The 20954-nt window shown below is 67.9% G+C and carries 15 protein-coding genes; 13 read left to right on the top strand and 2 right to left on the bottom strand.

The features are described 5' to 3' along the window. The first annotated feature begins 63 nt into the window (after positions 1-63). Both AB0J62_RS14985 and AB0J62_RS14980 read left to right on the top strand, forming a co-directional pair. On the top strand, positions 64-1815 hold the full coding sequence (locus tag AB0J62_RS14985) for an ABC transporter ATP-binding protein (RefSeq protein ID WP_363869692.1): 1752 nt from the start codon (positions 64-66) through the stop codon (positions 1813-1815). Continuing rightward, positions 1808-3592 (top strand): ABC transporter ATP-binding protein, encoded by a 1785-nt coding sequence (locus tag AB0J62_RS14980; RefSeq protein WP_363869689.1) that lies wholly within the window; start codon positions 1808-1810, stop codon positions 3590-3592. The genes AB0J62_RS14985 and AB0J62_RS14980 overlap by 8 nt, the downstream gene beginning before the upstream one ends. Here AB0J62_RS14980 and AB0J62_RS14975 read toward each other — a convergent pair. Next, positions 3589-4002: a cupin domain-containing protein gene (locus AB0J62_RS14975; protein ID WP_363869686.1), complete on the bottom strand. Its 414-nt coding sequence runs from the start codon at positions 4000-4002 to the stop codon at positions 3589-3591. The genes AB0J62_RS14980 and AB0J62_RS14975 overlap by 4 nt on opposite strands. 104 nt (positions 4003-4106) lie before the next feature. On the opposite strand from AB0J62_RS14975, the gene AB0J62_RS14970 reads away from it, so the two are divergent. From AB0J62_RS14970 to AB0J62_RS14925, 10 genes are all read left to right on the top strand, one after another. Beyond that, positions 4107-5123: a ferritin-like protein gene (locus tag AB0J62_RS14970; RefSeq protein WP_363869683.1), complete on the top strand. Its 1017-nt coding sequence runs from the start codon at positions 4107-4109 to the stop codon at positions 5121-5123. Between the two features lie 124 nt (positions 5124-5247). Next, on the top strand, positions 5248-6198 hold the full coding sequence (locus AB0J62_RS14965) for an ABC transporter ATP-binding protein (RefSeq protein ID WP_363869680.1): 951 nt from the start codon (positions 5248-5250) through the stop codon (positions 6196-6198). Then, entirely contained in the window at positions 6198-7553 is a 1356-nt protein-coding gene (locus AB0J62_RS14960; RefSeq protein WP_363869676.1) for an ABC transporter permease, read from the top strand. The genes AB0J62_RS14965 and AB0J62_RS14960 overlap by 1 nt, the downstream gene beginning before the upstream one ends. A 270-nt stretch (positions 7554-7823) precedes the next feature. Next, complete coding sequence (locus AB0J62_RS14955) at positions 7824-10316, top strand: alkaline phosphatase family protein (RefSeq protein ID WP_363869672.1); 2493 nt, start codon at positions 7824-7826, stop codon at positions 10314-10316. Positions 10317-10464: 148 nt separating this feature from the next. After that, positions 10465-12486 (top strand): AAA family ATPase, encoded by a 2022-nt coding sequence (locus tag AB0J62_RS14950; RefSeq protein WP_363869669.1) that lies wholly within the window; start codon positions 10465-10467, stop codon positions 12484-12486. 26 nt (positions 12487-12512) lie between these two features. Further along, positions 12513-13787, top strand: a complete 1275-nt coding sequence (locus AB0J62_RS14945; RefSeq protein WP_363869666.1) for a hypothetical protein — start codon at positions 12513-12515, stop codon at positions 13785-13787. Between the two features lie 66 nt (positions 13788-13853). Continuing rightward, complete coding sequence (locus tag AB0J62_RS14940) at positions 13854-15287, top strand: glucose-6-phosphate dehydrogenase (protein ID WP_363869663.1); 1434 nt, start codon at positions 13854-13856, stop codon at positions 15285-15287. Between the two features lie 90 nt (positions 15288-15377). Continuing rightward, positions 15378-17873 carry a X2-like carbohydrate binding domain-containing protein gene (locus AB0J62_RS14935; RefSeq protein ID WP_363869660.1) on the top strand — a complete coding sequence of 832 codons (2496 nt, stop codon included), beginning with the start codon at positions 15378-15380 and terminating at the stop codon, positions 17871-17873. Between the two features lie 196 nt (positions 17874-18069). Beyond that, the gene (locus AB0J62_RS14930; protein ID WP_363869657.1) at positions 18070-19005 is read left to right on the top strand and encodes a GTP-binding protein LepA; all 936 of its coding nucleotides are present in this window, start codon (positions 18070-18072) and stop codon (positions 19003-19005) included. A gap of 10 nt (positions 19006-19015) precedes the next feature. Next, positions 19016-19609: a helix-turn-helix domain-containing protein gene (locus AB0J62_RS14925; protein WP_363869654.1), complete on the top strand. Its 594-nt coding sequence runs from the start codon at positions 19016-19018 to the stop codon at positions 19607-19609. 16 nt (positions 19610-19625) lie between these two features. On the opposite strand, the gene AB0J62_RS14920 is transcribed toward AB0J62_RS14925, so the two are convergent. Further along, a complete protein-coding gene (locus AB0J62_RS14920; RefSeq protein ID WP_363869651.1) occupies positions 19626-20402 on the bottom strand; it encodes an NPP1 family protein in 777 nt (258 codons plus the stop codon). 223 nt (positions 20403-20625) lie between these two features. Here AB0J62_RS14920 and AB0J62_RS14915 point away from each other — a divergent pair, with 223 nt between their 5' ends. After that, on the top strand, positions 20626-20889 hold the full coding sequence (locus tag AB0J62_RS14915) for a hypothetical protein (protein ID WP_363869648.1): 264 nt from the start codon (positions 20626-20628) through the stop codon (positions 20887-20889). Positions 20890-20954: the final 65 nt, after the last annotated feature.

Below are 20954 nucleotides of genomic sequence, written 5' to 3'. Positions count from 1 at the left end.
GGTCGGGTGCTGACTCTGTTTCGCTACGGCGTTCGTGTTGCACCTGGAAGCACCCTTCTGACGATGGGTCTGGCTGTCCTCGGTTCGCTGCTGGGGATGGCGGTCACGTTGCTGACCGGGCGGGTCGTCGGGGCGGTTCCGGGTGTGATCGACGGACGCCCCGGTGCGATGTCGCTCGAAGAGTTCAGCTGGCTGCTCGGCGGGCTGCTGGCGGTCTTCGTCATCGACAGCCTGACGCCGGCGCTGCAACAGGTCGCCTCGCTGACGATGGATGCCGGGATGGTCCGCGCGATCGGCACCGGCATCACCGAGCCGCTGCTCCGCCCGCGTCGCGTGCAGCATCTCGAGGACGCCGAGGTCCTGGACGTGCAGGAGCGTGCAAAGGGTAAAGGCGGATTCCACCTCGCCCAGGGCATGAGCCAGTTGCCGTACCTGCTCGCCAGCCGGATCACGTTGATCGGCTCCGCGGTGATCGTCGGTGCGATGTTCGCCTGGTGGGTCGCGGCCATGCTGGTCGCGATGTCACTGATCCTGGAGTGGTACGGCGGACGTCTCGTCGAGCGTGAGATCGACACCTGGTGGGGAAACACCGAGGAGCAACGCCGCGCGAGCTACCTGTTCAACCTCGGCATGCGCGACGCCCCGAAGGAGCTGCGGGTCTTCGGCCTGCACAACTGGCTGGTCGAGCGGTATGTCCGTGACTGGACGGCCGGCTACCGCCCGGTCTGGGCCCGCCGCCGCAAGAACGTGAAGTTCTCGATCCTGATCGGCGGCGTGCACCTGATCGCCAACGGCATCGCGATCGTCGCCGTCGGCCGCGCGGCGCTGAACGGTTCGCTGCCGCTCACCCAGGTCGCGACCACCCTGCCCGCGATCCTCGCGATCGGGCAGTCCAACAACGGGTACGGCGTGGTGCAGGTCCGCCGCGGGCTCTCGGCGTACCGCGCGATGCGTGACCTGCCGCAGACGATCGCCGAGCGGCACCCGGAGCCGGTCGCGGAGCTCAAGCACCGCATCGAGACGATGCCGGCCCGCGAGATCCGTTTCGAGAACGTCAGCTTCCGCTATCCCGGGTCGGAGGTCGACGTACTGCGTGGTCTCGACCTCACGCTCCACGCGCACGAGGCTCTCGCGCTCGTCGGCATCAACGGCGCAGGCAAGTCCACCTTGGTGAAGCTGCTCGGCGGCGCGTACAAGCCGACGAGTGGGCGGATCCTGGTTGACGGTGTCGATCTCGCGGAGCTCGATCTGGCGGCTTGGCAGCGGCGGGTCGCGGCGATCGTGCAGGACTTCCTCCGGTTCCCGCTGTCGGTCACGGACAACGTCGTGTTCGGTGCGGTCGAGCGCGCGGGGGACGAGCTGACGCTGGCCAGGGTCGCTCGCGAGTCCGGGATCGACGCTGTCGTGCGGGGTCTGCCGAAGGGCTGGGACACCGTGCTGGACAAGACGTTCGACGGTGGCGTCGACCTGTCCGGTGGGGAGTGGCAGCGGGTCGCGCTGGCCCGGGCATTGTTCGCGGTCCATGCCGGCGCGGGCGTGCTGGTGCTGGACGAGCCGGCCGCTGCCCTCGACGTACGGGCCGAGGCCGAGTTGGTCGAGCGGTATCTCGAGCTGACCTCCGGCGTTGCGTCGTTGATCATCTCGCACCGGTTCTCGGTCGTGCGCAACGCGAACCGGATCTGCGTGCTCTCGGGTGGACGCATCGTCGAGGACGGAACGCACGAGGAGCTGCTGGCCGAGAACGGCGAGTACGCCGCGATGTTCCGCCTGCAAGCCGAGCGCTACGTGACCGGACCGGAGGCCGTCGATGCCTAAGACGTTGCGCATCCTCGGCCTCTGGCTGAGTACGTCGTTCCGCGCGGCGCCCTGGCTGATGACGATCTCGGCCGTCCTCGTCGCGGGCCGGGCCATCACCGCACCGACCCAGACGTACGGCGTGAGCCGGCTCGTCGACGGGATCGCGTCGGACCAGTCGAGCACGATCGCTCTGGGCATCGCGATCATCGTCGGTGGCCTCGCGGTCTCGTTCGTCGCCGACGGACTGGGATGGCCGTTGCAGGACACCGCGCAGGAGCGGATGGCCGGTCGCGTGCACGCGGACCTGCTGGACGTGACGGCCGGGATCCCAGGGCTGTCGCATCACGAGCGGCCGGATGTCGCGGACCGGCTCGAGCTGGTGCGCGAACGTGCCTGGCGGATGGGCGTCGGCGCGGAGGTTCTGCTGTGGGCGTTCGCCACGGTGACTAACACCGTGACGGTCCTCGCGCTGCTCGGGTCGGTGCATCCGCTGCTGCTGATTCTCCCGTTGCTCGGTGGCGCGCGCATCTGGTCGGCGTACCTGAGCAGCACGCGGCAGCAGAAGGCCTGGGAGGACTCGCTGCCGCAAGAGCGCCTGGTCGACCGGCTGATCGAGGTGGCGAAGGATCCGCGGACCGGTCTCGAGCTGCGGGTGTTCGGACTCGGGAAGGTCTTGCTCGACAGGATCTTCAGGCTGCAGACCGAGCGGTTCGAGCGCCGCGTCGCCGCGGCACGCTGGGGTGGCAAGGTCGACGGCTCGGTGCGGCTCGTGTTCGGCCTCGCGTACGCCGCCGCGATCGTCTGGGTGATCGCGCGAGCCCGGAACGGGCAGGCCACCGCGGGCGACGTCGTACTGGTGCTGCTGCTCGCGCCGCAGGTCGATCAGATGACCGGCGGTATCGCCCAGAACGTGTACTGGGTCGGCGAGGTCGTGCGCAGCTTCAGCCGCTACGACTGGCTGCGCGAGTACGCGAAGCAGAACTCGTGGCGCTCCAGCGCGACCCCGGCGCCGAAGCGTCTGACCTCGGGGATCGAGCTGCGAGACGTCGGATTCTCCTATCCTGGTTCGGAATCCGCGGTCCTCACCGGCATCAGGCTCACACTGCCGGCCGGTGCCGCGGTCGCGCTGGTGGGGGAGAACGGCGCCGGGAAGACAACCCTGGTCAAGCTGCTTGCGCGGATGTACGACCCGACGACCGGAAGCATCCGGATCGACGGCGTGGACCTCGCGACGATCCAGCCGGACGAGTGGCGGTCGCAGCTGTCGGCCGGGTTCCAGGACTTCGTGAAGTTCGAGTTGACCGCGCGCGAGGTCGTCGCCATCGGTGATGTGGCGCGGGCCGGCGACGAGGACGCCGTACTCACCGCGATCGCGCGCGGAGATGCGGAGTCCGTGATCGCAGGCTTGCCGCACGGGCTAGACTCTCAACTGGGCAAGAAGTTCACCGACGGCGTCGAGCTGTCCGGCGGCCAGTGGCAGCGGCTCGCGCTGGCCCGGGCGTTCATGCGCGAACGCCCACTGCTGTTGCTGCTGGATGAGCCGACGGCAGCGCTCGATCCGGAGGCCGAACACCGGCTCTACGAGCAGTACGCCGAGGCGGCGAAAGTCGCCGCGGCCGAAACCGGTGGGATCACGGTCCTGGTCTCACACCGGTTCTCGACCGTCCGGATGGCCGACCTGATCGTCGTCATGCACGACGGCCGCGTCGAAGAGTTCGGCACCCACCCCGACCTGCTCGCAGCCGGTGGCCGGTACGCCGAACTCTTCGAACTCCAGGCCCGCGCCTACCGCTAGGCCCGCACGCGCCGATCCGCACGCTCGGCCAGCTCGTCCTCACCGACCAGCGTGATCATCTGCCCGTCCGGCGCGCACAACATCGTCACGGTGAACTTCAGCGCGATGTCGGACCGGTTGTTGCCGTCGCTGTAGTGGATCACGTCGCCACCCGGCTCCCAGAACGCCTCACCGGCCTTGATCACCCGCGGCGCCTCACCCTCGAGCTCGAACAACATCTCGCCTTCGACGACGTACCCGAACGCCGGACCGGAGTGCCGGTGCGGCGGCGCACCCGGATCGCCTGCGGCGTAGTCGATCACCACCGTCATGGCGTGAAAGCCCTCGGGGACGAACGGCGGCTCGATCTCCTGCAACATCGTGAACGCGTTCTGCCAGGTCGTGGACCGCTGTTCGGTCGTGTCGGTCATCGAAGGTCACCTTCCAGTCAGTGTTGGATCTCTCCAAACAAAGACCGGTCAGCTCGGTCGTGTGTGACGGTCACACTGCGGGAGGCTGCGCTGTCTTAACCGGTATGAGCCAGCGCATCGAGACCATTGACGACCTTCACCAGCACCTGCAGTGGGCGATCGAGCTAGAGCACGCCACCCTCCCGCCGTACCTGTGTGCGCTGTACTCCCTGGATCCGTCGCGCAACCCGGATGCGGTCGAGCTGGTGGGCAGCGTGTTCGTCGAGGAGATGATCCACCTCTCGTTGACGGCCAATCTGATGAACGCCGTCGGCGGCGAACCGCGGCTGGACTATCCGGGCATGCTGCCCGGGTACCCGCGCAAGCTCCCGCACGGTCAGGTCGAGCTGTCGCTGTTGCCGTTCGGGCCGGAGGCGCTGGAGATGTTCCTGCGGCTGGAGAAGCCCGAGGCGCCGGGCTCAGCGGCCGAGAGCGATCACTACGAGACGATCGGCCAGTTCTACGACGCGATCGAAGAAGGTCTGCGGTACCTGAGCGAGACGCTCGGCGAGGAGAAGGTGTTCTCCGGCGACCCGGCGCGCCAGGTGACGGTGGGACCGTTCCATCACACCGGCGGCACAGTGCGACCCGTCACCGACCTGGCGTCGGCGCTGGCCGCGCTGGACGAGATCGTCGAGCAGGGAGAGGGCACCTCGCGTGGCGAGGTCTGGGACGGCGACCACGACATCTTCCACCCGGACCGCGACGAGGTAGCGCACTACTTCCGCTTCAAAGAGCTCGAGCTCGGCCGGCGCTACCGGCGCGGCGACACCCCGCAGTCCGGTCCGACCGGCGAGCCGGTCGCGCTGGACCTCGCCGGAGTCTCGCCGATGCAGCCGAATCCGCATCGGTCGGACAACGCGCAGATCCGCGCCGCGCAGGAGGAGTTCGACGACTCCTACTGCACGCTTCTCTACGTCCTCGAGCAGGCGTTCACCGGCGAGCCGACGCTGATCCGCGATTCGGTCCGGGCGATGTACGGCCTGCGGGCCGGGGCGCTCAAGCTCATGCAGCTCAGCGAGGACGACAAGACGGTGGCCGGCCCGACGTTCCTCTACATTGATCCGGAGCGTCGACGCTAAGAGGGCCGCTGAGCGGCCAACTGAGAGGCCGCTGAGACGTTCGGCCGAAAGAGCCGCTTCCAGTTCGCCATTTGTTAACGCTCGGTCTTCACCTGGCCGTACATCGGTTACTAATGTATTCACCATGGACACACCGCCCGCTGTCCGTGCCCGCGGAATCACCAAGTACTTCGGTGAGGTCGTCGCGCTCGACGGCGTCGACCTCGACGTCGCACCAGGCCAGATCCACGGCATCGTCGGACCGAACGGCGCCGGCAAGACCACGCTCCTCGGCCTGCTGCTCGGACTCGCCGTCGCCGACCGCGGCACGCTCGAAATCCTCGGTACGCCGGTCGGCCGCGCCCTCGCCGTACCGGTAGGGGTCGCCGGCTTCGTCGACGGTCCCGGCCTGTACCCGTCGATGACCGCCAGACAGAACCTCGCCGCCCTGGCCGCGCTCCGCGGTGACGAGACGCAGACGATGAACATCGACGAGGCCATCGCCCAGGTCGGCCTCACCGATGTGGCCGACGACCGCGTGCGCGGCTTCTCGCTCGGCATGCGCCAGCGCCTCGGCCTGGCCGCCGCACTGCTCACCAAGCCCCGGCTGCTGATCCTCGACGAGCCGTCCAACGGCCTCGACCCTGCCGGCAAGAAGCACGTGTACGGCGTACTCACCCGCCTGGCCGCCGACGGTACGGCGGTGATGCTCTCGAGTCACCGGATGGACGACGTCGAGCAGCTCTGCTCCGAGGTGACGATCCTGTCGGCCGGACGAGTCGCGTTCTCGGGACCGATCAGCAAACTGGCCTCGGACGACAGCGAGCTCGACTACCGGGTTCTCACCTCGAACCCGGCGGCCGCCCGCCGGATCGCCCGCCAGACGAACGGGATCCGGCTGCGCGATGACGACACCGATGTCGACACCGTCAAGGACGGCGTCGAGTTGCTGGTGATTTCGGCGACGATCCCCGCGCTGGACGAATTCGTGAAGCGGCTCGTCGAGGAAGACATCGCCGTCCGCGAACTCGCGCCGGTGGTCTCGCCCCTCGAAGCAGCCTTCCTCGCCCTCACCGAGCAGCAGGAGAACAACTGATGACGGCTACCGCCGCCACCGACGCCCCTGCCGGCACGCCCGTGGTCCGCAAGGTCCCGGTCGCCCGCGGGTATCGCTTCGAGCTCGTCAAACTGCTCTCGCAGTGGCGCGTCCGCGTCCTGATCATCGCGTGCTGGCTCGCCCCCGCGGCCTTCGTCGCGATCATCAGCGAGCAGGCCTCGCTCCCGGTCGACACTCTGTTCGGCCGGATGATGCATGCGACCGGCTGGGCCGGTCCACTGGTCCTGCTCGGCTTCTCCGGATCGTGGGCGCTGCCGCTGCTCACGTCGCTGGTCGCCGGCGACGTGTTCGCGTCCGAGGACCGTCTCGGCACCTGGCGGCACCTGCTGGTCGCGGTGCGCTCGCCGCGCCGGATCTTCGTCTCGAAGGCACTGGGCAGTCTGACCGTGATTCTGGTGCTGGTGATCGGCCTGGTCGTCTCCAGCACGGTCAGCGGCCTGCTGGTCGTCGGCAACCGCGAGCTGATCGGACTGGACGGGCACCTGCTCTCGCCGGGCCACGCGGCCGGGGCGGTCCTGCTCGCGTGGCTGTGTGCACTCGCTCCGACCTTGGCCCTGGCGGCTATCGGCCTGCTCGGCTCGGTCGCACTCGGTCGGTCGCCGATGGGTCTGCTGCTCCCGGCGGTGGTCGCGCTGGCGATGCAGATCGTGCAGCAACTGCCGGTCCCGGTCGCGTTCCGCCTGGCTCTTCCCGGCTACGCCTTCATCAGCTGGAACGGCCTCTTCACCAGCCCGGCACAGCGCGGGCCGTTGCTGATCGGTGTCGCGGTCAGCCTGGTCTGGACGATCGTCGCAACCGGCCTGGCGTACTTCCTCTTCGTACGCCGGGACTTCACGAACCCGACGAACGACGGGTCCGGCCGCCGGGCGTTGACGGCCGGCCTGCTGCCCCTCGTCGGACTGCTCGTGATCAGCACCGCGGTCATCGCTCCGGTGAGCGGCTTCGGTTCGGGCATCGACCAGGACAAGGTGCAGAAAGCCGTCGCGACCGAGTTCGCGCATCTCTACCGTCTGCAGACCAAGCAGCTCAATCGGGCCGATGTCACCGAGGAGCAACTGCAGAGCGCCGCCGAATGCACCAAGGGCGGTGACCAGGTTGCCGCGAAGGGGCCTGGCAACGACTGGCGGTGCGTCATCAGCTGGCACATCCCAGGGGTGGAGGTCGCCGGCTCGGCGATCTACCAGCTCGACATCAACCCACTCGGTCGGTACGTGTCCGACGGGGACGGACCGAAAGAAGTGAATGGCTTCTTCCTGGTCCGGACCCCGTCCGGGGACGAACCGAACCCACTGTGGCAGTTCGACGGCAACATCGAACTGCTACCTGCCAAGTAAGGCCAACCCGAAGGGATCAATCCCATGCAGGTAACACGCCGCCGCAGGCGTGACGAAAAGGGTCCGTCCAGCCCCTTGCGACGCAGAGTACCACTGGTGACAGTCGGTACTACTGCGATCGCGGTGGCACTGGCCGGGACCGCGGTCGCCTCGACGACCGGCTTCGGTCACGACCAGGTCGGCCAGGTCACGGACTAGGGTCAGGTCGTTTCGTCCGACCAGTACATCAAGCCGATCGGCGACCGTCTCGTCCTCCAGAAGGGCAAGATCATGTCGTCCAGCACGAGTCCGGACGGCAGCCACCTGGCCGCCGGCGTGACCGACGGCGGGATGGCGCTGGCGATCGTCGACCTGAAGAACTGGAAGGTCCAGCAGTACGTCGGCAACAACGCCGCCGCGGACCTGAAGATCCCGGGCAACGACATCGGCCAGGAAGGCCCGACGTACTCGCCCGACGGCAAGCAGCTGTGGCTCGGCCAGACAGACGGCTACCGGCGGTTCGACGTGAACGCGGACGGCTCGCTCGCGAACCCGACGTTCGTCACGATCGCCGCCGACGGTGCCAAGCACGCGCTCGCCAGTGAGGTCGTCTTCTCGGCCGACTCAAAGACGGCGTACGCCGCGGTGAACGGCCAGAACCGGGTCGTCGCGATCAACACCGCCACCGGCACGATCACGCAGAGCTGGGCGACCGGCAACGCGCCGCGCGACATGGTGATGGTCGGCAACAAGCTGTACGTGACCAACGAGGGCGGCCGGACCGCGCAGCCCGGCGACTCGACGCTCGACTCGTACGGCACGCCGGTCGTCGCGAACCAGAACTCGATCACCACGACCGGTACGGTCAGCGTGATCGACACGAAGAACCCGGCCGCCGCGGTCGGCAGCATCCCGGTCGGTCTGCACCCGACCGCGGTGTACGCCAAGAACGGCGCCGTGTTCGTCGCGAACACCTCCAGCAACACGGTCTCGGTGATCAACACCAAGTGGGACAAGGTCGCCCAGACCATCACCACCCAGCCGTGGGCCGAGGCCAAGGTCGGCTACGAGCCCGACGGCATCACGCTGACCGACGACGGGCACCTGCTGGTGTCGCTCGGCCGCGCGAACGCGATCGCGGTCTACAAGTTCCGGAACCCGCTGGAGCCGGTCAGCTACGTGGGTCTGCTGCCGACCGACTACTTCCCGGCCGAGCTCGCCCAGGTCGGCACGGACATCGTCGTCTCCAACACCCGCGGTATCGACGCCCGTCGCGACACCACGGCCGCCGGCCATGGTACCCACGACACCACGTCGAGCCTGACCAAGTTCAAGCTGCCGGACGACCACGCGATCTCGAAGTACACCGCGACGGTCTTCCAGCAGAACGGCTGGACCAAGGACTCGGCCCAGCTGGCCACCGACAAGGGGCACCGCGCCCCGGTCGCGGTCCCGGCCAAGCTCGGTGACCCCTCGACGATCAAGCACGTGTTCCTGCTCGTCAAGGAGAACCGCACCTACGACCAGGTGTACGGCGACATCCCGACCGGCAACGGCGACCCGTCGCTCACGCAGTACGGCGAGAACGTGACGCCGAACCAGCACGCGCTGGCCAAGCAGTTCGGGCTGTACGACAACACCTACGACGTCGGCACGAACTCCGCCGAGGGTCACAACTGGCTGATGCAGGCCGACAACCCGGAGTACACCGAGTCCTCGGCCGGTGAGTACCTGCGCAGCTACGACACCGAGAACGATGCCCTCGGCCACCAGGCCAGCGGCTTCATCTGGACCGGCGCCCAGGCGGCCGGCAAGACCGTCAAGGACTACGGCGAGTTCCTGTCGATCGAGAAGAAGCCGGCCGGTGCGAGCTGGCAGAACCTGTACTGCGACACCAAGCAGATGCAGGGCGGTGCCGACACGAAGTACCCGATCCAGGTCGGCTCGGCGATCCCGTCGCTGAACAACGTCGCGGTCCAGGGCTTCCCGCAGTTCGACACCACGGTGCCGGACATCTACAAGGAACAGGTCTGGGAGAAGGACTTCAAGAAGAACGGTCCGGCGAACCTGAACATGTTCTGGTACTCCAACGACCACACCGGCGGGACCGCGAACGGCCCGGCGCAGGTGGCCGACAACGACCTGGCCGTCGGCCGGACCGTTGACGCGATCACGCACAGCAAGTACTGGAAGGACTCGGCGATCTTCATCGTCGAGGACGACTCGCAGGCCGGGCTCGACCACGTCGACGGGCACCGGGCGCCGATCCAGATCATCAGCCCGTACGCGCAGCACGGCGTCACGGACAGCCACTACTACACGCAGATCATGATGATGCGGACCATCGAGCAGATCCTCGGGATCCACCCGATGAACCAGAAGGACACCGCGGCCACCCCGATGTTCGGCGCGTTCACCAACAAGCCGAACTACACCCCGTTCACCGCGGTCCCGAACCGGACCTCGCTGACCGGCGGCGTGAGCCCGCTGCCGAGCTGTGGCGCGGACGTTCCCGCGGCGCAGAACCCGAACGTCGCGCCGGCACCCACGGCCGCCGTTCCGGCGAACATGACCGCGATGGCCGCGACCTGGTCGGCGTGGAAGGACCAGCAGCGGACCACCGGCCCGAACGCCAAGGCCGACTTCGCGAACCCGTCGCAGATGAACCACTACGACTGGTACGAGGCGCACAACTGGGCCACGCCGTACCCCGGCGAGACCAAGATCGTGGCGCCGAACGACGTACCGGGCGCGATCATCCCGGCCAGCGAGAACGACGGCTGACCGGCTGACCGCTTGGTGAGGCAGTAATTGGGTGGCAGGCCCGCGACGTCGCTGGTAGCGTCGCGGGTCTGTCTTTTTCGGGATCGAATCGAACCGGATGGATCAGCTCCGCGGCGGGACCCATGCTCACGATTCGAGGCACTCTGCCATGGCCGAACTCGAGGCCGAACGGGCCTTCCTGACCACTGCCCAGACCGCGCTCCACCGCATGTACGCCGAGGTCGTCGACCGCGACGTCCCGGTGATCGGTGGCGAGGACAACGACGAACGCTTCACCAACGAGGCCAACCAGCGGGCCAAGGAGATGCGCACCCACGCGCTGCTCGACCTGCCCGACGTGCCACTGTTCTTCGGCCGGCTCGACTACGAGCACGGCACGATCCCGGACCTCGACCAGATCTACATCGGCCGCCGGCATGTGCACGACGGCAGCGGCGTACCGCTGGTGATCGACTGGCGCGCGCCGGTGTCGGTGCCGTTCTACCGGGCGACCCGGAGCGACCGGCAGCGGGTGCTGATGCGTCGCCGCTACGGGTTCTCGGACCATGCCGAGCTGACCGGGTTCGAGGACGAGCCGCTGACCGGCATCGTCGAGACGGATCAGGCCGATGCCTTCCTGCGGGCCGAGATCGAGCGTCCGCGCACCGGTCCGATGCGCGACATCGTGGCCACGATCCAGCCCGAGCAGGACGACCTGGTCCGCGCTCCGCTGCACCCGAGCGTCTGCGTGCAGGGCGCGCCCGGCACGGGCAAGACCGCCGTCGGTCTGCACCGGGTCGCGTATCTGCTTTACACCGAACGCGAACGCCTCGGCCGCGGCGGCGTCGTGATCGTCGGCCCGAACCGCTCGTTCCTGTCGTACATCCGCAAGGTCCTGCCCGCGCTCGGCGAGGTCGACGTACGGCAGATCACCATCGACGAGCTCCTCACCCGGCCGACCGGGGCGATCGACGACACCGAGGCCGAGCGGCTGAAGGGCGATGGCCGGATGGCCGACGTACTACGGCGCGCGCTGTGGTCGTACGTCGGTACGCCGACCGAGGGAGTCCTTTACAGCAAGGGATCCCGGCGCTATCGGGTGCACGACTACGAGGTCGTCGACATCGTGTCGGACCTGCGCGAGTCGACCCGGTACGCGCCCGGCCGGAACGCGCTCGCACAGCGGATCGCACACGTCGTCCTGGTCCGGATGGAGGAGCGAGCGGAGTCACCGGACGACCGCGTGCAGAACGCGGTCGCGCGCTCGAAGCCGGTGAAGGATGTGCTCGACTCGGTCTGGCCGCGCGTCGCACCCGAGCAGATCCTGCATCGCCTGTTCTCCAACGCGGACTTCCTGGCCCAGGCCGCGCCGACGCTGACCGACGAGGAACGTACGGCGTTGCTGTGGAGCAAGCCCGCGCGATCCTGGAAGTCGGCGAAGTGGTCGTTCGCGGACTCGGTCCTGCTCGACGAGCTCGAGGACTTGATCGAACGGCGTACCGGATCGCTCGGTCACCTCGTCCTGGACGAGGCGCAGGACCTGTCGGCGATGCAACTGCGCGCACTGGGTCGACGATGCCGGACCGGTTCGGCCACGGTGCTGGGCGATCTGGCCCAGGCGACGACGCCGTGGGCCGCAGGTTCATGGGACCGCGTCCTCGGTCATCTCGACAAGAGCGACGGGGTCGTGGCGGAGCTCGACCGAGGGTTCCGCGTGCCCGAGCAGATCATCCGCTTCGCGGCGAAGCTGCTGCCCGAGATCGCTCCGACGCTGAGTACGCCAAGCGGCGTCCGGACCGTCGCCGACGCGCTGAGCGTCGTACCGGCCAGTGAGTCGACGCTCGCGGACGAGGTCGTCGCGGCGTGCAAGTCCGCGCTGGCCGGTGAAGGTTCGGTCGCCCTCATCGCCGCGGACGATCAGGTCGCGGCGCTCAGGGATGCGATCGCCGCCTCAGGCCTCGAGGTCGCGCTGATCGGGGAGACCGAGGACGAGATCGACACGGTCCGGCTCGTCTGCGTACCGGCGACGCTCGCGAAGGGCCTCGAGTTCGACGCCGTCATCGTCGCCGAGCCCGCCCACATCGTCGCGGCCGAGCCCCGCGGCCTGCACCGCCTGTACGTCGTCCTCACCCGCGCCGTCAGCCGCCTCCAGATCATCCACGCCGAGCCGCTTCCGAGTGCCCTCGGCTGATCCCCTCGCGCAGCTATCGTGGCGCGATGAAGCTCTTCGTGGTGGTCGTGATCGTGCTGTTCGCGGCCGGACTCACCTGGGGCATCGTCGCGCTCGTACGCCGGCAGCGGTACATCGACTCGCTCCGGCAGCGTGGCTGGAACTTCGTCAACAGCCCGACGTTCGACGCCGTCGCCCGGCTCGGCAATCCGCCGTTCGGCCTCGGTTTCGTCCGCAAGCCCGATGACCAGATCACCGGCCTGACCGCTCAGGGTCGTCCGTTCCAGGTGATCGAGTACAGCACCTCGCACTGGTCGGGCTGGGTCGGCATGGTCACGTTGTCGCGCCGCCTCCCCGAGTTGTGGATCACCGGCGGCGACACCCGGCCGCGGTACGGCGTCCGCGCGCACGCCGTACCCGCTCCGCCGCAGCTCGGGCCGGGCTGGCAGGTCGGTGCGCTCGAGCCGGACTTCGCCGCGGAGCTGATGAATCCGCAGGTGTGTTCGCAGCTGAGTGCGATGGCCATGTCAAACTCAGGCCCGCCGGGGTTGAACGTGGGCATCGACAGCGATCAGCTCGTGGTGCTGGATCCGCCGCGGGAGAAGCCCGAGCTGCTCGCCGCCTGGCTGGAGCAGCTGGGCGCCGTCGCGGCGGCGATCGACGCGACGCCGCTCGACCGCTGGATCCAGCCGGAGCCGCAGGCGCGACTGACCTTCTATCACCACCCGGACTGGTACTGGGTCGGCGTCGACGACAGCCTGCTGGAGTTCACGCCGGTGAACCGTGGCGGGCATGCCCACAGCACCAGCGAGGTGATCCGCGGCCGGGACGGCGACGGCCCGCCGTTCGTCGCGTTCACCCACCACTGGAAGACGACGCGGACCGAGTCGTACACCGACAGCGAGGGCCGCACGCAGACCCGGACGGTGACCGAGAACCACAGCGAGCCGATTCTCGGGTTCCAGCTGCCGATCCGGATGCCGCGGCTGGAGGTCGGCCCGAAAGGGTTCGGAAGCGGTGGGATCAGCTTCGAGAGCGAGGCGTTCAACCGGCAGTTCGCGGTGCACTCGCAGGACACGAAGTTCGCGTACGACGTGATCCACCCGCGCCAGATGCAGTACCTGATGGCAAACCCGCCGGCCTCGTTCCGGATCGAGGAGGAGTGGGCTTGGTTCTCGCCCGGCGAGCACAGCCAGCCTGCGATCGCGCACAGTTCGGAGTTCCTCCGCGGGTTCCTGGCCCGCGTCCCGCGGTTCGTCTGGCGGAATCTCGGCCTCCCGGATTCCCCCTACCCAGCCCCTGAGATAACCCACGCGCGGTAGGGGGAATGCGATTACCCTCGGCGCGGTTGCGTCTTTGGGTGTGGCTCCACGGATGAGCCACGAGTCTTGGGAGGCATCATCACAACGCATGCGGCCCTGCTACCGGGCGAGCGAACCCCGTCGGGTACGGGTCAACATACCGACCAACGAACCCTGGTCATCTTCGGCGCCAGCGGCGACCTGAGCTCGCGGTTGCTGCTGCCGGGTCTGGGCAGTCTGCTCGCCGGACCGCGGGCGACCAGTGTGCGCATCATCGGGACCGGGCGCTCTCCGCTCGCGCCGGACGAGTGGACGGACCGGGTCCGGTCCGCCTTCGAGTCCCGCGGCGAGATCAGTTCGGCGGCAGCGGACACGCTGGCAACGACGGAGTACGTCGCCGGTGACCCGACCGATGTCGAGCACCTCCGGGCGCTCCTCGAGCTCGCGGGCCTCGCGCCGGTCCTGTACTTCTCGCTGCCGCCGGCGGTGACGACGGCGATCGTCGAGAAGCTCCGCGAGGTCGAGCTGCCGGAAGGCACCGAGCTCGCCTTCGAGAAGCCGTTCGGCACCGACGCCGAGTCCGCCGCCGCGCTCAACCAGCTCGTCGGCTCGCTCGTGCCCGAGGAGAACGTGCACCGCGTCGACCACTTCCTCGGTCGCACCGCGGTCCTGAATCTGATCGGCCTGCGGTTCGCGAACCGCCTGTTCGAGCCGGTCTGGAACGCCGAGCACATCGAGAGCGTCGAGATCGTGTACGACGAGACGCTCGGCCTCGAGGGACGCGCGCAGTACTACGACAACGCGGGCGCACTGGTCGACATGATCCAGAGCCACCTGCTGCTCGTTCTCGCACTGCTCGCGATGGACGCACCGGCGACGATGGACGCCGTCGAGGTGCGCAGTGAGATGGCGCGTGCGCTGCGCAGTACGCATCTCTACCGTGGCTCCGCGATTGAGGCGGGTCGGCGGGCGCGGTATGCGGCGGGCATCGCGGACGATCGCGTGGTTCCGTCGTACGCCGACGAGGACGGCGTCGACGCGGAGCGGGGGACCGAGACGCTGGCCGAGGTCACGGTCGAGGTCGACACGAACCGCTGGGCCGGTGTGCCGTTCACGTTGCGCTCGGGCAAGGCGCTCGGGGTCGCGCGCAAGGAGATCGTGGTCAAGTTCAAGCCGCTGCGGCACCTGCCCTCCGGTCTGAACGGCGGGCGCGACGGCGAGACGCTCCGCATCGGGCTGAACCCGGGCGAGCTGTCCCTGTCCGTCCCCGCGCTCGGTGTCGACGGCCCGTACACGATGGGCCAGGTCTTCCTCGACGCGACGCTCCCGTCCTCCTCTGTCCTCCCGTACGGCGAGGTGCTCAGCGGCATCCTGCGTGGCGACCCGCTCCTCTCGGTGCGCGGTGACGTGGCCGAACGGTGCTGGGAGATCGTCGAGCCTGTCCTCGCCGCGTGGCGCGCCGGCGAAGTACCCCTCGACGAGTACGACGCAGGCTCGAACGGGCCGGCGACCTGGAAGTAATCCGAGCCGATATCGCACAGAATCTTGACACGGTTAAGTAAATAGAACCAATATCCTATCCGATTCGGTTCTCTCAGAGAGGTCACCGCCATGACCAGATCCGTTCGGAGCAGGAAGGTGCGGACCGTGCTTACCGGTCTCGTCGCCGCCGTACTGCTGCCGGCAGGTTTGACGGCTACAACGTCCGCAGCAGCACCCCCGACGACGCCTCCGATCGCGCCCAAGACGGCTGCTCCGCAGCAGGCCGTGCGGGCTCCGGCGGTGGAGACCACAAACGTCGAGTCCGGCGGCCCGGCCGGCGATATCGCGCTGCACCCGTACATGGGGTGGAGCAGCTACAGCATGCAGGTGTACGACGGCGCCGGGAACTGGATCTCCGCGGACCAGTTGATCAAGCAGTCCGACGCGATGCACGCGAAGCTGCAGCCGTACGGGTACAAGAACATCAACATCGACGCTGGCTGGAACGACGGTATCGACGCGTACGGCCGGCCGGTGCCGAGCAAGAAGCTCTACCCGAACGGGCTGCAGGCGGTGATCGACCACATCCACGCCAACGGCCAGAAGGTCGGCCTGTATGCGATCCCGGGTATCGGCAAGGAGGTCATCGACGCCAACCTCCCGGTGTACGGCGCTCCCGAGTGCGAGACCGGTGACTTGGCGGTGCAGCCGCTGCAGAAGGCGGACTACTGGGGCATCGGCTACCGGATCGACTTCTCCAAGCCCTGCGCGCAGAAGTACATCGACTCGATCGCCGACCTGTTCGGCTCCTGGGGCCTGGACTTCCTGAAGTTCGACAGCGTCACGCCCGGCTCGGGGATCAGCGACCTGTCGGTCGACGCCCGTGACGACGTCAAGGCCTGGTCGTCGGCGCTGGCCCGGCACAAGATCTGGCTCGAGCTGTCCTGGGCGCTCGACATCAACTACGCCGACACCTGGAAGCAGTACGCGAACGGGTGGCGGATCGAGTGGGACGTCGAGTGCTACTGCCCGGGCGTCGCGCTGACGCAGTGGCAGAACATCAACCGGCTGTTCCCGAAGCTGGCGGACTGGTGGCGCCACGCAGGACCGGGCGGCTGGAACGACCTCGACTCGCTCGACGTCGGCAACGGCCAGATGGACGGTCTGACGAAGGACGAACGTCGTACGGCGGCCACCCTGTGGGCAGTCTCGGCGGCGCCGATGTACATCGGCAACGACATGACCCGGTTGGACGACTACGGGCTGAGCCTGCTGACGAACCCCGAAGTGATCGCGGTCAACCAGGCCGGACGGCCCGCGCAGCCGCTGTCGACGAAGACCAACCGGCAGGTGTGGTTCGCGCTGAACCCGGACAGCAGCTACACCGTTGCCTTGTTCAACCTTGGTCAGACCGACGCCGACATGACCGTCAACTGGGCCGACCTCGGCCTGGACGGTACGGCGAAGGTCCGGGACCTGTGGGCGAAGAAGGATCTCGGTCAGTTCGCGACCGGGTTCACCGCGAAGGACGTGCCGGTCCACGGCGTGCGGCTGCTGAAGGTCACGCCGCAGAAGGCGTCCTCGATCCGCGTGAACGACGACGACCTGCGGGTCGCGTACGACGGCGCGTGGCAGCGCAACAACAACTACGAAGTACCCGCGGTGTCCGAGCCGCTGACCGTGACGGTCACCGACTCACAGGCGAAGACCGCGGACGTCGGATCGCGGACGCTCGAGGTCAACAACGACGACTCGCAGATCACCTATACCGGCAACTGGCACCAGAGCACGGGTCGAGGGCTCGGTGACTACAAGGACGACGTGGCGTGGACCGAGACCGATGGCGACTCGTTCTCGTACAGCTTCGTCGGCACCGGCGTCGACTACGTGACGGAGACAGATCCCGGACAGGGTGACGTCGACATCTACGTGGACGGTCAGTTCAAGCAGACGGTGAGCACGTACCTGGATCCGTCGCAGGGACACAACAAGCCGCAGCAGGTCGTCTACAGCATCTCGGATCTGCCGAACGGCTCGCACACGATCCGCGCGGTGAAGAAGTCCGGCCAGTTCATGCTGCTCGACAAGCTGAACATCCGGCAGGAGAGCCTGCTGAACCCGGACTCGGCGACGTTCGACAAGAGCGCCCCGGCCGACGTCAGCGTCGAGCTCGGCCGCGATCCCGGTGAGCTGGCCGGCATCTCGAAGGCCGGCCAGGACCTGGTCGCGGGCACCGACTACACGGTGGCCGGCAAGGTCGTGACGATCAAGGCGGCGTACCTCGCGACGCTGGCGGCGGGCACCGTGCCGCTGGACTTCCGGTTCCGGGGTGACTACCGCGACGACATCCACGCCACTACGGCGGACGGCGCGGCGGTCAACTTCGCCTTCACCGGCACGGGTGTCGCGTGGAGCACGGAGGTCGCTCCGGACCAGGGGAACGCCGACGTCTTCGTCGACGGCAAGCTCGTACGCCGGGTGAACCTGCACGGCGATGCCCGCCTGACCAACCAGGAGGTGTTCACAGCGACCGGCCTGAAGAACGGGCCGCACACGCTGCGCATCGTCAAGGTCGACGGCGACGTACTGCGGAACGACACGGTCAGCTACACGATCGCCAAGTAGAAGCCAATATCCCTGACCCCCTGAGATGGGTGGTGGCCGCGCCCCTGCGGTCACCACCCATCTGCCGTTGGATGGGCCTCGAACTCTTTGTGCCAGCCCTCACAGGAAATCTGACTGACTGATCAGTCAGGTACTTGTTACGATCAAGCCGGGGGATCGAGCTGGCATCCCTGTCGATCGAGCGAGGTGCCGCCTTATGTCGTTGAGCGATATCACCGTCCCGCGCCGGCGCAGCCGTCGGAGGCGGGAAGACTCCAAGCTGGCCGACCATGTCGACCGTCTCGGCGAGGAGCATCCGCCAATTCCGCTCGAGAGCGTCGACTACACGATCAAGCGCCCGCGGCTGCTGGCCGAGCGCTTCGGGTCGGTGCTGGCCTACATGACCCGGGTCGAGCTCGAGGTCGAGCGGAACGTGCTGGAGCTGAACATCCTGCTGCCGGACCCGCCCGAGGTCGACCGGCGGTTCTACGCGGACGTGTGGATGCCGCAGGAGACGCGGCACGGCTTGATCCTGGACCAGATGCAGGAGCTGGCCGGGATCGAGGCACACGAACCGAACCTGACCGACGTCGACTTCAAGCTCAAGCTGCTCGGCGCGCTCGGCAAGGTGCCCGGCGTGCAGGACATCAGCCGGATGCTGTACTACCTGACCGGACTGGCGACCGAGCGCTCCGCGGTGCTTGCCTACAACAAGCTTCATGCCGGCCTGCTCGAGCTCGGTGAGCGAGCGATCGCGTCCACCGTTGTCGCGCCGATCAAGCGGCAGGAGCCGGGGCACTTCGCCTACTACCAGATGGCCGCGCAAGAGCTCTGGGGGCAACTCTCCGGATGGCAGCGGTGGCTGACACGCGGACTGCGGAAGCGTACGTTCGATGTTGTGGGTGCCTACAACAAGCTCCAGCGGACCCAGTTCGGTGACGTGATGCATGCACTGGACATCAGCAGGGGCGGCGAGGACGACCTGCGGGAGTACGCGCAGAAGGTCGGGCGCGCCGAGTACGAGCTGATGTTCGCGCACCGGCGCGGGCTGCGGGTGCCGGACTACGTCTTCAAGGCCCTGCGGCGATCCGCCGAGCTGGCCGCCGAGCGGAAGGGCGAGGCCTGGCCAGCCGCTGAACCGGCCCCATCATGAGGGTCACAGCATGACTGCTCACGCGCACGCGCGGCACACCAAGCGGCAGGTCATCATCGAGACCGCCGAGCGGCTGTTCGCCGAGCACGGGTACGACGCGACCTCGACGGCACGGATCGCGCACGAGGCCGGCGTACCGTCCGGTTTGGTGTTCTACCACTTCGCGACCAAGCTCGACCTGCTGCTCGCGATCGTGCAGGAGCGCCCGTCCCCGAGCGAGGTACTGCGTTCCGCTGCCCGCGGCCGGACCGTACGGCGGCGGTTGCAGGCGATCGTGGCGACGATGGCGGAGGAGTTGGAGCACGACCGGGCCGCCCGGATCATCGTGTTCCGGGAGGCGCAGGGCAGGCCGGAGATCGCCGAGCGGGCCGCCGAGTTGTTCGCGGAGGCGACCGAGACGGTGGCCGACGTACTGCGTGGTGCCGACGACGTGGTCGCCGGGCCGGACCGCGTGCAGGCGGCCGCGGAGTTGGTGGTCAGCCGGGTCTTCCTCGACACGGTCGCGCTCGGTCAGGCCGATACGGCGGCGGAGCGGCACGAGGCGATGATCGAGCTGGTTGCGGATTCGCTGACCAGCCCCGGCGGGCGCGCCCAGCAGGACTGAGCGCGCCGCTCTCGGGTCAGGCCCAGGGATCGAACGGGATCCCGGCCGGCTTGGACGCGTTCAGCAGGTTGCGGAAGCGGTCGTCCTTGTCGGTGATCTTGATCGTGGCCGAGCCGAAGTCGGCGTTCATCAGGATGTCGCGCAGCGACGTGCTCGGGTAGCCGTTCCAGCCGACCAGCGGCGGGTACCGCCAGTCGTGGTAGTGGTTCTCCGGCGGCTCGTCGTTGCTGTTGGCGAGGCGGAAGAAGTGCGTGCTCGCGCCGTCCTTGTGGTAGACGACCTTCGGGTGCGATCCGTCGAAGCGGACCTGCGAGCGCGGGTAGGTGACCTGGCTCGAGTGCTGCGTCGTGGTCACGTACTCGACCTGGTTCGAGGCCTGGTTGATCCAGGAGATGACGTGCTCCCAGTCGTGCCGGTGGCCGCCGAGGCTGCTTCCGGGCAACGCCTGGTCCTTCTCGAAGTAGCTGGCGTACACGACCGCGCACCAGCCGTTGTTGCACTTCTCGCGGGAGTAGGTCTGTGAGTTGTCGAGGTCGGACTGGTCGCGGCAGTTGCCGTTCAGGGCGCCGGTCGGGTTGAGGCCGGGGTTGAGCGTGCCGTCGGCTCCGATGGCGGGGGTGGCGTAGCACCCGTCGGTGTCGTAGTCGTACGCCGGCGAGAACGACTGCTCGTACCCATCGGCGTTCTGCGGGAGGTGCGGCGGCGGGGCGGCGAACGCGAACGCGGCCGAGGTGACGATCAGGGCGGCGGTTCCGAGGACCACGCCGAGCGTGCGGCGGGCGGACACTTTCATCGAATGCTCCTTCAGAACTTAGTTCAGGGCGGAAAGGAACGGGACGAGGATGCCAGCCGCGATGCACCGGCGCATATACGTCACGTGCCTACAGGTTGACGGTCCGTGAACACCGGAATTCGTGGGATGCCAGGTCTCGTATTGGTGGTGCAGAGTGGGTCCTGAGACCTGCCGGCTGGGGATGCTGAGGAGCGACGGCGGGTAGTTCCTGGGGAGGAACAGCGTGCCTTTTGAGGAGAAGGCGGCGCCGCCGCCTGCGTTGCCAGACGGTTCGATCCCGACGTACGGCGGTCACGGGCTGCCAGGAATCGCCAACGGCGAGCCACCGCTGTCGCCGTTCGGCTGGGGTCCGAGCCTGACCTACTTCGACAACAAGAGCATCCGCACCCGCGCACCAGTGGGCAGCGTGCTCCCGTTCATCGTCCTGCTCGTCCTGTACGGCGGAATCGTCTCCGCGCTGCTCACCGCACTAGCCGTCCGCGCCTGATCCCTCTGATCCCCCTGATCTTCCGGCGCGCCCATGAGCCCGCAACTGGCCGAGTAGTTGCTGTT

Source organism: Kribbella sp. NPDC049584 (assembly GCF_040675555.1).
GTDB lineage: Bacteria > Actinomycetota > Actinomycetes > Propionibacteriales > Kribbellaceae > Kribbella.
Note: the sequence above shows the minus strand (reverse complement) of the source record. Positions and strands in the feature narration are given on the sequence as shown.

Bases quoted from the DNA above. Each gene is read 5' to 3' on its own strand.
- AB0J62_RS14985 (WP_363869692.1), top strand. From the start codon at position 64: ATGGGTCTGGCTGTCCTCGGTTCGCTGCTGGGGATGGCGGTCACGTTG.
- AB0J62_RS14980 (WP_363869689.1), top strand. From the start codon at position 1,808: ATGCCTAAGACGTTGCGCATCCTCGGCCTCTGGCTGAGTACGTCGTTC.
- AB0J62_RS14975 (WP_363869686.1), bottom strand. From the start codon at position 4,002: ATGACCGACACGACCGAACAGCGGTCCACGACCTGGCAGAACGCGTTC.
- AB0J62_RS14970 (WP_363869683.1), top strand. From the start codon at position 4,107: ATGAGCCAGCGCATCGAGACCATTGACGACCTTCACCAGCACCTGCAG.
- AB0J62_RS14965 (WP_363869680.1), top strand. From the start codon at position 5,248: ATGGACACACCGCCCGCTGTCCGTGCCCGCGGAATCACCAAGTACTTC.
- AB0J62_RS14960 (WP_363869676.1), top strand. From the start codon at position 6,198: ATGACGGCTACCGCCGCCACCGACGCCCCTGCCGGCACGCCCGTGGTC.
- AB0J62_RS14955 (WP_363869672.1), top strand. From the start codon at position 7,824: ATGTCGTCCAGCACGAGTCCGGACGGCAGCCACCTGGCCGCCGGCGTG.
- AB0J62_RS14950 (WP_363869669.1), top strand. From the start codon at position 10,465: ATGGCCGAACTCGAGGCCGAACGGGCCTTCCTGACCACTGCCCAGACC.
- AB0J62_RS14945 (WP_363869666.1), top strand. From the start codon at position 12,513: ATGAAGCTCTTCGTGGTGGTCGTGATCGTGCTGTTCGCGGCCGGACTC.
- AB0J62_RS14935 (WP_363869660.1), top strand. From the start codon at position 15,378: ATGACCAGATCCGTTCGGAGCAGGAAGGTGCGGACCGTGCTTACCGGT.
- AB0J62_RS14930 (WP_363869657.1), top strand. From the start codon at position 18,070: ATGTCGTTGAGCGATATCACCGTCCCGCGCCGGCGCAGCCGTCGGAGG.
- AB0J62_RS14925 (WP_363869654.1), top strand. From the start codon at position 19,016: ATGACTGCTCACGCGCACGCGCGGCACACCAAGCGGCAGGTCATCATC.
- AB0J62_RS14920 (WP_363869651.1), bottom strand. From the start codon at position 20,402: ATGAAAGTGTCCGCCCGCCGCACGCTCGGCGTGGTCCTCGGAACCGCC.